At 65.4% G+C, this 13,833-nt stretch carries 11 protein-coding genes, 1 tRNA gene and 1 pseudogene; 7 read left to right on the top strand and 6 right to left on the bottom strand.

The window, feature by feature from the left end; genetic code table 11:
- Positions 1-83: 83 nt before the first annotated feature.
- Both S58_RS06730 and S58_RS06725 read right to left on the bottom strand, forming a co-directional pair.
- Positions 84-1,691 carry an acyl-CoA synthetase gene (locus tag S58_RS06730; RefSeq protein ID WP_015664507.1) on the bottom strand — a complete coding sequence of 536 codons (1,608 nt, stop codon included), beginning with the start codon at positions 1,689-1,691 and terminating at the stop codon, positions 84-86.
- Positions 1,692-1,981: 290 nt separating this feature from the next.
- Positions 1,982-2,437 carry a GatB/YqeY domain-containing protein gene (locus S58_RS06725; RefSeq protein ID WP_015664506.1) on the bottom strand — a complete coding sequence of 152 codons (456 nt, stop codon included), beginning with the start codon at positions 2,435-2,437 and terminating at the stop codon, positions 1,982-1,984.
- Positions 2,438-2,618: 181 nt separating this feature from the next.
- Between S58_RS06725 and carA the strand changes: the two genes are divergently transcribed.
- Positions 2,619-3,815, top strand: a complete 1,197-nt coding sequence (gene carA, locus S58_RS06720; RefSeq protein WP_015664505.1) for a glutamine-hydrolyzing carbamoyl-phosphate synthase small subunit — start codon at positions 2,619-2,621, stop codon at positions 3,813-3,815.
- Between the two features lie 88 nt (positions 3,816-3,903).
- Positions 3,904-4,053, top strand: a pseudogene (locus S58_RS38925) (PaaI family thioesterase); the annotation flags it as partial.
- A gap of 18 nt (positions 4,054-4,071) precedes the next feature.
- Here the strand turns inward: S58_RS38925 and S58_RS06715 are convergent.
- The 3 genes from S58_RS06715 to S58_RS06705 all read right to left on the bottom strand — a co-directional run bounded on the left by S58_RS06715 (position 4,072) and on the right by S58_RS06705 (position 7,381).
- On the bottom strand, positions 4,072-5,658 hold the full coding sequence (locus S58_RS06715; protein WP_015664504.1) for an ABC transporter substrate-binding protein: 1,587 nt from the start codon (positions 5,656-5,658) through the stop codon (positions 4,072-4,074).
- A 42-nt stretch (positions 5,659-5,700) separates the two neighbouring features.
- Complete coding sequence (locus S58_RS06710) at positions 5,701-6,870, bottom strand: ROK family protein (RefSeq protein WP_015664503.1); 1,170 nt, start codon at positions 6,868-6,870, stop codon at positions 5,701-5,703.
- A 184-nt stretch (positions 6,871-7,054) separates the two neighbouring features.
- Positions 7,055-7,381, bottom strand: a complete 327-nt coding sequence (locus tag S58_RS06705; RefSeq protein ID WP_015664502.1) for an ArsR/SmtB family transcription factor — start codon at positions 7,379-7,381, stop codon at positions 7,055-7,057.
- 88 nt (positions 7,382-7,469) lie between these two features.
- Between S58_RS06705 and S58_RS06700 the strand changes: the two genes are divergently transcribed.
- Positions 7,470-7,892 carry a YeeE/YedE family protein gene (locus S58_RS06700; protein ID WP_042338884.1) on the top strand — a complete coding sequence of 141 codons (423 nt, stop codon included), beginning with the start codon at positions 7,470-7,472 and terminating at the stop codon, positions 7,890-7,892.
- A 7-nt stretch (positions 7,893-7,899) separates the two neighbouring features.
- Complete coding sequence (locus tag S58_RS06695) at positions 7,900-8,358, top strand: DUF6691 family protein (protein WP_015664500.1); 459 nt, start codon at positions 7,900-7,902, stop codon at positions 8,356-8,358.
- A gap of 90 nt (positions 8,359-8,448) precedes the next feature.
- Here S58_RS06695 and S58_RS06690 read toward each other — a convergent pair whose 3' ends face one another.
- Positions 8,449-8,976 (bottom strand): Dps family protein, encoded by a 528-nt coding sequence (locus S58_RS06690; protein ID WP_015664499.1) that lies wholly within the window; start codon positions 8,974-8,976, stop codon positions 8,449-8,451.
- Positions 8,977-9,083: 107 nt separating this feature from the next.
- Here S58_RS06690 and S58_RS06685 point away from each other — a divergent pair, with 107 nt between their 5' ends.
- The 3 genes from S58_RS06685 (at position 9,084) to carB (ending at position 13,666) form a co-directional block, all read left to right on the top strand.
- On the top strand, positions 9,084-9,788 hold the full coding sequence (locus S58_RS06685) for a class I SAM-dependent methyltransferase (RefSeq protein WP_015664498.1): 705 nt from the start codon (positions 9,084-9,086) through the stop codon (positions 9,786-9,788).
- Between the two features lie 103 nt (positions 9,789-9,891).
- A tRNA-OTHER gene (locus S58_RS38070) sits at positions 9,892-9,968 on the top strand.
- A gap of 233 nt (positions 9,969-10,201) precedes the next feature.
- Complete coding sequence (gene carB, locus S58_RS06680; RefSeq protein WP_015664496.1) at positions 10,202-13,666, top strand: carbamoyl-phosphate synthase large subunit; 3,465 nt, start codon at positions 10,202-10,204, stop codon at positions 13,664-13,666.
- The last annotated feature ends 167 nt before the right edge of the window (positions 13,667-13,833 follow it).

The raw sequence follows: 13,833 nt of genomic DNA, 5'->3' as shown, positions 1-13,833 counted from the left end.
GGTGCACCGAGCCTGCTGCACCATCTTGCTTCACATCTCTCAACGATGGAAACAGACCCATGGAGCGGCTTGGAGCACAGCCCCTACCCCCGCGCCCGCAACTCCCGCCGGAGCACCTTGCCGGTCGCCGTCATCGGCAGGGTGTCGGTGAATTCGACGTGGCGCGGATATTCATGCGCGGCGAGCTTCACCTTGACGAAGTCCTGGATCTCCCGCGACAGCGTGTCATTTGCAACGAAGCCCGGCCGCAACACGATCCAGGCCTTGACGGCCTCGGTGCGCACCGGATCGGGAATGCCGACCACGGCAGCCAGTGCTACCGCCGGGTGCTTGAGCAGCGTGTCCTCGATCTCCGCCGGGCCGATGCGGTAGCCGGCCGAGGTGATGACGTCGTCCTCGCGGCTCGCATACCAGAAATAGCCGTCCTCATCCTGGGTGCCGAGATCGCCGGTCAGCAGCACATCGCCAGCGAACTTCTTCGCCGTCGCCTCCGGATTGCGCCAATATTCGATCATGGTGCAGGGATTGGGCTGGCGTACGCCGATGATGCCTCTGGCACCGCGCGGCAGCTCCTCGCCCCTGTCGTTCACGATCAGAACCTGGAAACCCGGCGTCGCCTTGCCCATCGAGCCCGGCCGGATCGGAAACAGCTTAGCATTATTGCCGACGACGAGATTGCATTCGGTCTGGCCGTAAATCTCGTGCGCGTCGATGCCGAAGGTCGCCCGCACCCAGTCCAGCAGCTCGGCGCCGAGCGACTCGCCGCCGGTCAGGATGCTGCGCAGCTTGACCTCGTCGTGCTTCACATTGGCCTGCCGCATCAGCTTCAACGCGGTCGGCGGCAGGAACACGTTGCGCACGTTGTAGTCAGCCATCAGCTGCATCGCAGCCTCGGGTACGAATTTCCTGGCACGATAGCCGATCACCGGGACGGCGTGATACCAGGCCGGAAACAGCGCATCGAACAGCCCGCCGATCCAGGCCCAGTCCGCCGGCGTCCACATCACGTCGCCGGGCTTCGGCAGGAAGCCGTGCACCATCTCGACATTGGGCAGATGCCCGAGCAGCACGCGATGAGCGTGCAGCGCGCCCTTCGGATTGCCGGTCGTCCCTGACGTGTAGATGATGATGGCGGGATCGTCGCTCGAGGTCGCCACCGTCGGGAATTGATCCGAGGCGCGCTCCAGCGTCGGCCAGAACGGCCGGGCGCCGGTGCCGCCGCCATCGGTGACGTAGATCGTCTTCAGCTCCGGCAGCCGGTCGCGAATGCGGGCGAGCTTTGCCAGGCCCACGGCGTCGGTGACGAGCGCCTTGGCGCCGGAGTTCTGCAGCCGGAATTGCAGCGCGTCCTCGCCGAACAGCGTGAACAGCGGCACCGAAACGAGCCCGGCGCGAAACGCCGCGAGATGGACGACCGGCAGCTCCAACGATTGCGACAGGAACACCGCGACGCGATCGCCCCGTGCGAGACCATCGGCCTTCAGCACGTTGGCGAACCGGCAGGAGTGCTCGCGCAGCTCGTCGAATGACACGCGCCGGGACGCGCCGTCCTCCTCGACCACGATCAGGGCGAGACGTCCCGAGCCGTCGGCGTGACGGTCGCAGGTCGCAACGGCGATGTTGAATTGCGCCGGGATGTCCCAGCGGAAGTCGCGCGTGAGCTGGTCGTAGTCGGACGTTTCCTGGAGCATGGCGGAGGCGTTTCCCTCTCGGTTGTTAGTTCAAGCGTGCCCGTGAGGTGGCGAATGCCTGGAACGCTTGCTCGGTCTCCTTACCTCGCCCCGCCAGGGCGAAGCCAGGCTTCGCTAGGGCGGGGAGAGGTCGGATTGCATCGAAGATGCAAACCGGGTGAGGAGGTACAGGTCTCACCACGAACACCTCCCGTGCGGCTGCCCCTCACCCCGACCCTCTCCCCGTGAAGAACGGGGCGAGGGAGCGCACTGCCCGTGCGGCTCGCGCCGTGCGCAAAAATCAGCGGTGGCTAGCCCGACAGCGCGGCCTTCACCAGCGCGCTCGCCTTCGCGAAATCCATCTGTCCCGTGTACTTGGCCTTCAGCACGGCAATCACCTTGCCCATGTCCTTCATGCCGGCGGCGCCGGTCTCGGTGACGGCGGCGGAGATGGCGGTCTTCACCTCGTCATCGCTCATCTGCTTCGGCAGATAGGCCGAGATGACCGCGATCTCCTCGCGCTCGCCGGCGGCGAGCTCGGCGCGGCCGCCCTTCTCGTACAGCTCGACCGATTCCTGGCGCTGCTTGATCATCTTCTGCAGCACCGCGAGCACGTCGGAGTCGGTCAATGGCGGCTTGCCCTCGCCGCGCGCGGCGATGTCGGCGTTCTTCAAGGTGGAGTTGACCATGCGAAGGGTGGACAGCTTGCGCTCGTCCTTGGCCTTCATCGCCTCCTTGACCGCATTGTTGATGTCGTCGCGCAGCATGATCTCGCCCTCTCGAACTTCGTTGCCGGCTGTCTAGGCGGTTCGTTCCCCCGAAACAACACGGTTCCGCATCTGTTCCGGCTGAACGCCCCCTGAACCCCGCCAAATTGACCGAAATCGCGTGTGAATCGACCGGTTCCTGCTTTGACGCCGGCGGCCCAGGCCACTATGTAGGGGCCTCATGACACACATCGATACTGACGCCGCCTGGCCGGACCATAAACCGACCGCGCTCCTCGTGCTCGCCGACGGCACGGTGCTCGAAGGCTACGGCCTCGGCGCCGAGGGCCACGCCGTGGGCGAGGTCTGCTTCAACACCGCAATGACCGGCTATGAGGAGATCCTCACCGATCCCTCCTATGCCGGCCAGCTCATCACCTTCACCTTCCCGCATATCGGCAATGTCGGCACTAACGACGAGGATATCGAGACGGTGAACATGGCGGCGACGCCGGGCGCGCGTGGCGTGATCCTGCGCACCGCGATCACCGATCCATCGAGCTACCGCGCCACCCGCCATCTCGACCAGTGGCTGCGCGCCCGCGGCATCGTCGGGCTCTCCGGCATCGACACAAGGGCGCTGACCGCGCTGATCCGCTCCAAGGGCATGCCGAATGCCGTCATCGCGTATTCGAAGGACGGCACCTTCGACCTCGATGCCCTGAAGAAGGAAGCGCGGGAGTGGCCGGGCCTCGAAGGCATGGACCTCGTGCCGATGGTCACCTCCGCGCAGCGCTTCACCTGGGACGAGACGCCCTGGGTGTGGAACGAAGGTTTTGGCCAGCAGACCAAGCCGGAGTTCAACGTGGTCGCGATCGACTACGGCATCAAGCGCAACATCCTGCGCCTGCTCGCCGGCGTCGGCTGCAAAGTGACCGTGGTGCCGGCGACGACACCGGCCGAGGATATCCTGGCGATGAAGCCGGACGGCGTGTTCCTGTCCAACGGTCCGGGCGATCCCGCGGCGACCGGCAAATATGCCGTGCCGGTGATTCAGCAGGTGATCTCGTCGGGCACGCCGACTTTCGGCATCTGCCTCGGCCACCAGATGCTGGGCCTCGCCGTCGGTGCCAAGACCAAGAAGATGCATCAGGGCCATCACGGCGCCAACCATCCGGTCAAGGACGAGACCACGGGCAAGGTCGAGATCACCTCGATGAACCACGGCTTCGCGGTCGACCAGAACACGCTACCCTCGGGCGCGACCCAGACCCACATCTCGCTGTTCGACGGCTCGAATTGCGGCATCCAGCTCGACGGCAAGCCGGTGTTCTCGGTGCAGTACCACCCGGAAGCCTCGCCTGGCCCGCGCGATTCGCATTATCTGTTCCAGCGCTTTGCCGAGTTGATGCGAGACAAGAAGCGCAGCGCGGCCTGAGGGCCGACAGGCTGATCGCGATCGAATGCCCGGGCCGCTCCCGGGCATTTTTGTGCCCGGACCAGGTCGTGAGGACGCCAACGACCTCATGACCGAGAGCACCGGCACGGTGAGGACCGAGGGCAGGACGCTGTCGTTCGGACGCCGCGCCGCCACGGCCGAAGCCCGCATCACCGATACGCAGGGCCGGCTGCTGGCGCACGCGACGACGACCGGCCTGGTGGTCGAGTTGCCGAAGGCTTCGTTCGCGGTCAGCTCACTTGCGGGTCACGTTCCAGTAGACCGGTGCCGGCGGATTGAGAATTCCGGCCAGGTCCGCGCGCGCGGCACGAAACTGATAGGCCACGGCGATCGGGATGTACGGCACCGTCTGCGCGGCGCGCAGCTGGATCTGCTCGGCCAGCGCCTTGCGTTCGGCCATCTCGGCGGCGTCGCCGAACGCGGCGCGCAGCTTCTCGATCTCGGCATCGCACGGCCAACCAAACCAGGCCTTGTCGCAGTTCGAGCGCAGCCCGAGATGGCTGATCGGCAGCATCATGTCGAGACCGCCGGGACCCGAGATGAAGATCGACCAGCCGCCCTGCGCCACCGGCTCCTTCTTGGTCCGGCGGCTCACCACCGTCGCCCAGTCCATCGCCTGGACGTCGACCTTGAAGCCGGCCGCCTTGAGCTGCTGCTCGGCAACCAGGCTCGCGGGATGGATCTGGGCATTCTCCGAGGCGTCGAGGATCACGACCGGCGTGCCGTCGTAGCCGCTCTCGCGCAGCAGCGTCTTCGCCTTCTCGAGATCGAAGGACGGGAAGCCTGCCTCCGTGTAGTAGGGCGACGCGCAGATGTAGAATGATTTGCACGCCCTGATGAGCCCGCCTTCGCCGCCCCCCCAGGCCTCGATATAGTCCGTCGGGTTCACGGCGAGCAGCGCCGCCCTGCGGATGGCGGGATTGTCGAACGGCGGCTGCAGCGAGTTCAGTCGGATCTGCTGCGCCACGCCGATCTCGTCCTGGTTGGAGACGACGACGTTCCTGCTCGCCTTCGCCACCGGAACGAGGTCGGTCGGAATGTCCTCGGCAATGTCCAGCTCGCCCTTCTTCAGCGCGTCGAGCGCCGTCTGCTGATCCGGAATGATCAGCCATTCGACGCGGTCGAACTTGACGACCTTGCCGCCGGCAAGCCCCGCCGCCGGCTCGGCGCGCGGCACGTAATGCGGGTTCTTGACGAATGCCAGCTTCGAGCCCGGCACCCACTCGTCCTTCTTGAAGATGAAGGGGCCTGAGCCGGTCTGATCCGAAAGCGGCTGCCCGGCAGGGGTGCTGGCGATGATTCGCGCCGGAACGATGAAGGGCACGGGCGCGCCCGGCTTGGCGAGCGCGTCGAGCACGAATCCCCATGGCTCCCCGAGCGTCAGGGTGAAGGTCCTGGCATCGACCACCTCCCACGCTGCACCGTGGGCATTGAGCACCTGCCCCATCGCATCGGCCTGGCTCCAGCGCTTGAGCGAAGCAACAACATCGTCGGAGGTCACGCTCTGACCGTCGCCGAACTTCAGCCCGTCGCGCAGCTTGAAGGTCCACAGCTTGCGGTCGGCGGAATTGGTCCAGCTGTCCACCATCTGCGGCTTGACCTGGAGCTTGTCGTCGACCGTGAACAGCGTGTCGTAGATCATGTAGCCGAAATTGCGCGCGATCGAATCCGCGGCGATGGTCGGATCGAGCACCTTGAGATCGCCCGACGGCTTCACCTTCAGCACGGTTTCGGCACGCGCGAACGTCGCGGGCAGCGAGGCTGCCAGACAGAGGAGACCGCCTGCCAGAGCTTGGCGTATCAGGGCCTGGCTCAGTTTCATCATTCCCTCCCATGATCGTCGGACGTGCACCGCCGACGTGTGTTAGCTCGAAGCCGGTTGCCGGGCCTGCGCGCGCCGCTCGCCGCTGCGCCGGATGAACGAGAAGGCGGCCAGCGCCAGTCCGGAGACCGGCTCGCGGCCCAGGCTGGCATTGGAGAAGGTGAGCGCGACGGCTTGCAGGCCGCCCAGGCGCGACTGGCCGATGGCCTCCATCACGACCGCGCGATCCTCGGCGGGCAGAGCCCCCGGCCATCCGGCGATGACGACGTTGCGCTGCCGGTTGAGATTGAGCGCGTTGCCGATCGCAAGCCCCAGCCGGCCGAGGCGGACCCTGATCTCTGCGCGTGCCTGCACGGAGATGCGATAGTCATGAGGCCAGCAATCGCCGCGGCTGAGCAGGTCACTTTCCTGCACTGCGAGAATGTCCGCCAGCGCCACGGTGGAGACATGGGTTTCGAGACAGCCCGTATGGCCGCAGCGGCAGAGGCCGCCGGCAGGATCGATCACGACGTGGCCGATCTCGCAGGTCTCGACATCGCCGCTCCCGGCAAGCTCATCGACGATGGCCGCGCCGACGCCATGGCCGACGAACACGAAGAAATACGAGCCGCCGAGAACGCCCGTTCCGATCTGCAGCCGGTGACCGACGGCGCGCGCAACCATCGAATTGGTCAATCGCGCCGGGGTCTCCGGCAGCTCGCGCTGCAGGGCATCGGCAAGCCTCGTTGCATCGAGCGCAACGATGGGGCTGGCGCGCAGATCGGGATCATAGCCGGGGATCGAGACGGCCAATTGCTCCAGGGTGATGCTGCGCTGCGTGGCCCAGGCCGCGATGTCGCAGACGGCCCGGCTGACCGTCGCATCGACTTCGGCGGCGCCGAGACCATCCGGGAGCTCGTACGGCGCCACGTAGAGCGTCTCGCCGGCCAGCGTGCCGATGGCGGAGTAGAGACGGTTGTTGGAAATCTCGATCGCCGCGACGGAGATCTCGTTGCTCAAGGTGATGAACTGGCTCGGGCCGCCACGATAGGGCACCGCGCGCCGCGTCTCCTGGATGACGCCCTCGGCCTTGAGATCGCCGATGATGCGCGAGATGCTGGCTTCGGTGAGCGCAACCCCCTGCGCCAGATCCGGCCGGAACGAGCCGCCGGAGCACCAGAGGTAACCAAGGACTGCAGATCTCGTATCGTGCCGACTGCGAATGAGCCGCACGCCGTCCTCCCCGCTTCATTCTTACTTATTGTAAGAATGGTACTCAGCGAACATCGAGGTGTCAATCGGCGCGCCACCGCCGAGCCGGCTGGATGCGCGGGAAGACGTTGAGGGGGGAAGACATGGGGCGTTCGGTCCGGCGGCCATCTGCCGCTGACGCAGCGCTGGCCAGGACGCGCGCTGATCAGGCGCAGTACAGCCGATACAGCGTCTGCAGGATCTCGCGGACTTCGTGGCTCGCCAGCCGATAGTAGATGGTCTGGCCCTCACGCCGCGTCGCGACCAGATCGAGCGCACGCATCATGGCAAGATGTTGCGATAACGCCGCCTGCCGCAGGCCCACCTGCTCGGCCAGTTCGCCCACGGGGCGTTCGCCTTCGATCAGGTTGCAAAGCACCATGAGCCGCTTCGGGTTCGCCATGGCCGTGAGCAGGCGGGCGGCCTCTTCCGCTTTGTCTTCGAGGCCCGTCACCGAAGCGACCTTGGCGTTGCGCGCGACCCGAGCTGTCATGATTGTTACTTTATGAAGTTCGCATATAAGAAATAATGCATACGCTACTCGATTGCAACCGGCTGACTTTTCAGGGAATCGGTACGAGATGATCACAGAGTATACGGCCCTCACCGCGCTCGCTGGCGGCGCTCTCATCGGAGCTGCGGCCGTCATGCTGATGGGCTTGACCGGGCGGATCGCCGGCGTGAGTGGAATTGCCGCGCAGATGCTGCCGCCTTGGGACGGGGCCGTCGCCGGCCGGTTCGCTTTCGTGGCCGGGCTCGTCATCGCGGCACTGGTGGTTCGCGTCACGACGGGAAGCCTGCCGCCCCTCACGCTCGAGGCCGGCCCGATCGCCCTCGTTGCAGCCGGGCTGCTGGTCGGCTTCGGTGCGGTGTGGGGCAATGGCTGCACGTCGGGCCACGGCGTCTGCGGCATCGCCAGCCTGTCGTCACGCTCGATCGTCGCCACGCTGGTGTTCATGGCCACTGCGGTCGCGACCACTTTCCTCGTCCGTCACGTGATGTGAGGCGCGAATGATCGTCCTGGTCCAGTTCATCGTCGGGATCGTGTTCGGGCTCGGACTGCTGCTGTCGGGCATGTCCAATCCCCAGAAGGTGCTGAACTTCCTCGATCTCGCCGCCATCCGCTCCGGCGGCTGGGACCCCAGCCTCATTCTCGTGATGGCCGGCGCGGTCGGTGTCACCTTCGCTGGCTTCCGGCTCATCTTCCGGCGCCAGCGCCCGCTTCTCAGCGACCGCTTCCAACTGCCACCCTCGCAGACGCTGGATTGGCGGATCGCCACGGGTCCCGCCATCTTCGGCATCGGCTGGGGTCTGGCCGGCATCTGCCCGGGTCCGGCATTCGTGGACCTCGGCTACGGCTCGCCCGCGATCGCCCTGTTCGTGATTGCAATGATGATCGGAATGGCCGCGGCCCGCATGCTCGCGAACCGCCAGCACCGCGGCTCGATGGCCATGGGCCAGTCGAGCTGATTTGGCGCCGGCCATCTGCGCACTAACGGCTGATGCACCGGGCTGGGCGGACGCGCCACGTCGTCGCAGCGCGTCTCCAGACCTATCTGCTTAGGCGGCGTTGCTGCCCTCCTGGCGGCTCGCCTCGAACAGGAACCAGGTCCGGCGCTCGGTCTCGTCGATGAAGGTTTCGAGCAGGCCGGCGCTCGCCGGGTCGTCATTGTCGTCGCACAGCTCGTGCGCCTTGCGCATCGCGGCGGCCACGTGCTTGTTGTCCTCCATCAACTCCCGCAGCATCTCACGGGGCGGGACATACTCCTCGTTGTTGTCCTTGATGGTCTGCAGCTTGCTGATCTGGCTGATCGATTTCAGCGTCGTGCCACCGAGCTTGCGCACCCGCTCGGCGAGCTGATCGGTGGTGGCGAAGATCGCATCCGACTGCTGGTCCAGCATCTCGTGATAGTCATGAAAATGCCGTCCGCTGACGTGCCAATGGAAGTTCTTGGTCTTGAGATAGAGGGCAAAGGCGTCCGCGAGCAACGTGTTCAGCGCGGTCGAGATCTTGTTGACGGCGTCGGGCGACAGATCGGTCGGAGTATCGAGCTCGGGGGCGGTCTTGTCGGTCTTTGCTTTACTCACGGCTTTACCTTCCTGTTAGAACCAGCATGGACACGGGTGATCGGACCCGTTAACGCTCGCTGACCCCTCCAGTTCCGATCAAGGAACCGTGTTTGCCGGAACCCGCTATGGACGATTGGATCGACTATTACGATTCCACGCACACGATCTATGCGAGCAAATTGCATCGCGACCTGCACTTCCAGGTGATTGCGCGCGATATCGTCAGCTACATTCCGGCGCCCGATGCCGTCGTGCTCGACTATTCCTGCGGCGAAGCCTTGTCCGCGGCCAAGGTGGCGGACTCCTGCATGACGCTGATCCTGGCCGAGCCGGCACCCGGCGTGCGTGGGCGGCTGATCGCGCGCTTTGCTCCGAACACCAAGATCCGCGTGCGCTCGCTGGACGAGTTGCGCAACATGCAGGAAGCGTCGATTGACCTCGTGGTCATGAATTCGGTCGCGCAATACATGAGCGAGGCCGATTTCGACGCAGCCCTGGCCGTCATCCGCCGGCTGCTGAAGCCGTCGGGCAAGTTCGTTCTTGGCGACGTGCTGCGCCCGGACGTCGGCATGGTCAGGGACGTGCTCGCGCTGCTGATGTTCGCCGGACGCAACGGCTTCCTCAAGGATGCGCTAGTGGGGCTAGTGGCCACCGCCCTGTCCGATTACCGGCAATTGCGCACCAAGGTCGGGCTGCAGCGCTACAGCGAGGCCGATATCCTGGCGAGGCTCAAGAAAGCCGGCCTCAGCGCCGTCCGTGCGCCCAAGAACATCGGCCACAATCGCTGGCGCATGACCTTCGTGGCCCGGCCCATGACGGGAACCGCCTGACCGTCACGGTCGCCGGCCGGCCATCAGCCATATTCCGCAAAGGAATTAGGGTTAATTGAAACACGGGCTGGCTCACGCCGCCGTGAGGGGTAAGATCGTCCCCGGCCCGGTGGCGGAAGCTACGACGCGAAGAGCGGTGCAACGCTCTTGAACCTGGTTCAAGTCCAGGCCGGGCCTCCAGCCTTCGCCGCTGCGCGGCTTCGGCTCGGCGAGCCAGCGCTCACGGCCACCCTTCTGCCCGTCCCGGCCAAATTGGCCGTTGATTTCGGCCCAAAACCCTTTCCGCTCAGAGGAAACTGGTCTAAAGACCGCTCGCGCGCGAGAACTGGTCGCGCCCAGGGCCTTAGGGGACGCGCGATACGCGCGCCCTTTTTTTGTGCCCAATTCCTGCCGTTTCTTGCCCGTGAGCTTGAATGCCGAAACGCACCGACATCTCCACCATCCTGATCATTGGCGCCGGTCCGATCGTGATCGGCCAGGCCTGCGAATTCGACTATTCGGGTACGCAGGCCGTGAAGGCGCTGAAGGAGGAGGGCTATCGCGTCGTCCTCGTCAACTCCAACCCGGCCACGATCATGACCGATCCGGAATTGGCCGATGCGACCTACATCGAGCCGATCACGCCCGAGATCGTCGCCAGGATCATCGAGAAGGAGCGCCACGTCATCCCGGGCGGCTTCGCGCTGCTGCCGACCATGGGCGGCCAGACCGCGCTGAACTGCGCGCTGTCGCTGCGCCGCCAGGGCACGCTGGAGAAGTTCGACGTCGAGATGATCGGCGCGACCGCCGATGCGATCGACAAGGCCGAAGACCGCCAGCTGTTCCGCAACGCGATGGAAAAGATCGGGCTGCAGACGCCGAAGTCGCGGCTCGCCAACGCCTCGGCCTTGAAGAAGCAGTATCGCGATCAATATCACGCCGAGCGCGACAAGCTCGAAGGCGCGGCGCGCGACGAACTCGACCGGCAATGGACGCTCGGCGAGAACGAGCGCCGCAAGCGCTACCAGGAGCATGCGCTGGGACAGGCGCTGATGGCGCTGTCCGAGATCGGCCTGCCCGCGATCATCCGTCCCTCCTTCACCATGGGCGGCACCGGCGGCGGCATCGCCTACAACAAGGAAGAATATCTCGACATCATCGAGCGCGGGCTCGACGCCTCCCCCACCAACGAAGTGCTGATCGAGGAATCGGTGCTCGGGTGGAAGGAGTACGAGATGGAGGTGGTCCGCGACAAGAAGGACAACTGCATCATCGTCTGCTCGATCGAGAACCTCGATCCGATGGGCGTGCACACCGGCGATTCGATCACGGTCGCGCCGGCGCTGACGCTCACCGACAAGGAATATCAGATCATGCGCGACGCCTCGCTGGCGGTGCTGCGCGAGATCGGGGTGGAGACCGGCGGCTCCAACGTGCAGTTCGGCGTCAATCCGGCCGACGGCCGCATGGTCGTAATCGAGATGAATCCGCGCGTGTCGCGCTCATCGGCGCTGGCCTCCAAGGCGACCGGCTTCCCGATCGCCAAGGTCGCGGCCAAGCTCGCCGTCGGCTACACGCTGGACGAGATCGCCAACGACATCACCGGAGGCGCCACGCCGGCGTCGTTCGAGCCGACCATCGACTACGTCGTCACCAAGATTCCGCGCTTCGCGTTCGAGAAATTCCCGGGCGCGTCGACCACGCTGACCACCTCGATGAAGTCGGTCGGCGAAGTGATGGCGATCGGCCGCACCTTCCAGGAGAGCCTGCAGAAGGCGTTGCGCGGCCTCGAGACCGGCCTCACCGGGCTCGACGAGATCGAGATCGACGGGCTCGGCCGCGGCGACGACAAGAACGCGATCCGCGCCGCATTGGGCACGCCGACGCCGAACCGGATCCTGCAGGTGGCGCAGGCGATGCGCCTGGGCTGGTCGGACGAGGACATCTTCAACTCCTGCAAGATCGATCCGTGGTTCCTGGCGCAGATGCGCGGCATCGTGGAGATGGAAGACAAGGTGCGCCGGCACGGCCTGCCGCCGAACGCGAATGGAATGCGCACGCTGAAGGCGATGGGCTTCTCGGATGCGCGGCTCGCGGTGCTCGCCAACACCACCGAAGGCGAAGTTTCCACCAAGCGGCACGCGCTCGGCGTCCGCCCCGCGTTCAAGCGCATCGACACCTGCGCTGCCGAATTCGCTTCGCCCACGGCCTATATGTATTCGAGCTACGAGACGCCGTTCGCGGGCCACCTCGCCGACGAGAGCGCGCCATCCGACAAGAAGAAGGTGATCATCCTGGGCGGCGGTCCGAACCGCATCGGCCAGGGCATCGAGTTCGACTATTGCTGCTGCCACGCCTGTTTCGCGCTGGCCGACGCCGGCTACGAGACCATCATGGTCAACTGCAATCCGGAGACGGTCTCGACCGACTACGACACCGCGGACCGGCTCTATTTCGAGCCGCTGACGGCCGAGGACGTGCTCGAGATCATCGCCACCGAGCGCAAGAACGGCACCGTGCACGGCGTGATCGTGCAGTTCGGCGGCCAGACGCCGCTGAAGCTCGCCCGCGCGCTGGAGGCTGCCGACGTGCCGATTCTCGGCACCTCGCCGGACGCCATCGACCTCGCCGAGGACCGCGACCGCTTCAAGCGCATCCTCGACAAGCTGCGGCTGAAGCAGCCGAAGAACGGCATCGCCTATTCGGTCGAACAGGCCCGGCTGGTCGCGGCCGATCTCGGCCTTCCGCTCGTGGTACGCCCGTCCTACGTGCTCGGCGGCCGTGCCATGCAGATCATCCGCGAGGACAATCAGCTTGGCGACTACCTGCTCGGCACCCTGCCCGAGCTGGTGCCGGCCGACGTCAAGGCCCGTTACCCCAACGACAAGACCGGCCAGATCAACACGGTCCTCGGCAAGAACCCGCTGCTGTTCGACCGCTATCTGTCCGACGCCACCGAGATCGACGTCGACTGCCTCTGTGACGGCAAGGACACCTTCGTCGTCGGCATCATGGAGCACATCGAAGAGGCCGGCATCCATTCCGGTGACTCGGCCTGCTCGCTGCCGCCGCATTCGCTCGACGAGGCCACCATCGCCGAGCTGGAGCGGCAGACCCGCGAGCTCGCGCTCGGACTCGACGTGGTCGGTCTGATGAACGTGCAATATGCGATCAAGGACGGAACGATCTACGTGCTCGAGGTCAATCCGCGCGCCTCGCGCACGGTGCCCTTCGTCGCCAAGGTCGTCGGAACGCCGGTCGCCAAGATCGCGGCCCGAATCATGGCCGGCGAGAAGCTCGCCGATTTCGGCCTCAAGAAGCGCGCTCCCAAGCACGTCGGCGTCAAGGAATCGGTCTTCCCCTTCGCCCGTTTTCCCGGTGTCGACACCGTGCTCGGCCCGGAGATGCGCTCCACCGGCGAGGTGATGGGCATCGATCGCTCATTCGCGGTGGCCTTCGCCAAGAGCCAGCTCGGCGGCGGCACGCGGGTGCCGCGCAAGGGCACGGTATTCGTGTCGGTGCGCGAGAGCGACAAGGCCCGCATCACCGAGGTGGTGCGGATGCTGCACGAACTCGGCTTCAAGGTGGTGGCGACGTCGGGGACGCAGCGCTTCCTGACCGATCAGGGCGTGCCGACCGAGAAGATCAACAAGGTGCTGGAGGGGCGGCCGCACATCGTGGACGCGATCACCAACGGCGACATCCAGTTGGTGTTCAATACCACCGAAGGCCCGCAGGCCCTCGCCGACAGTCGCTCGCTGCGGCGCGCTGCCCTCTTGCATAAAGTGCCGTATTACACCACTCTTTCGGGTGCCGTGGCGGCCGCGCAAGGCATCCGTGCCTATCTTGGGGGAGACCTTGAGGTCCGCACCCTGCAGAGTTACTTTTCCGAAAACTAATCGCGTCGAGCGGGCGAAGGCCCACTAAGCGGTTGGCAACAATCGGCAATAAAGCCTCTCGGCAGGAACTCGCCGCGCGGTTTGATGTTGGTCAGGCCCTTGGCGGGTCGCTATCATCGAGCCGAGCGGCTATGCTTGGGCTATAAAGGCCTGTTCTGGAGATGCTG

It is taken from the genome of Bradyrhizobium oligotrophicum S58 (genome assembly GCF_000344805.1).
Classification (GTDB): Bacteria; Pseudomonadota; Alphaproteobacteria; order Rhizobiales; family Xanthobacteraceae; genus Bradyrhizobium; species Bradyrhizobium oligotrophicum.
This window is presented reverse-complemented; position numbering and strand designations above follow the sequence as displayed.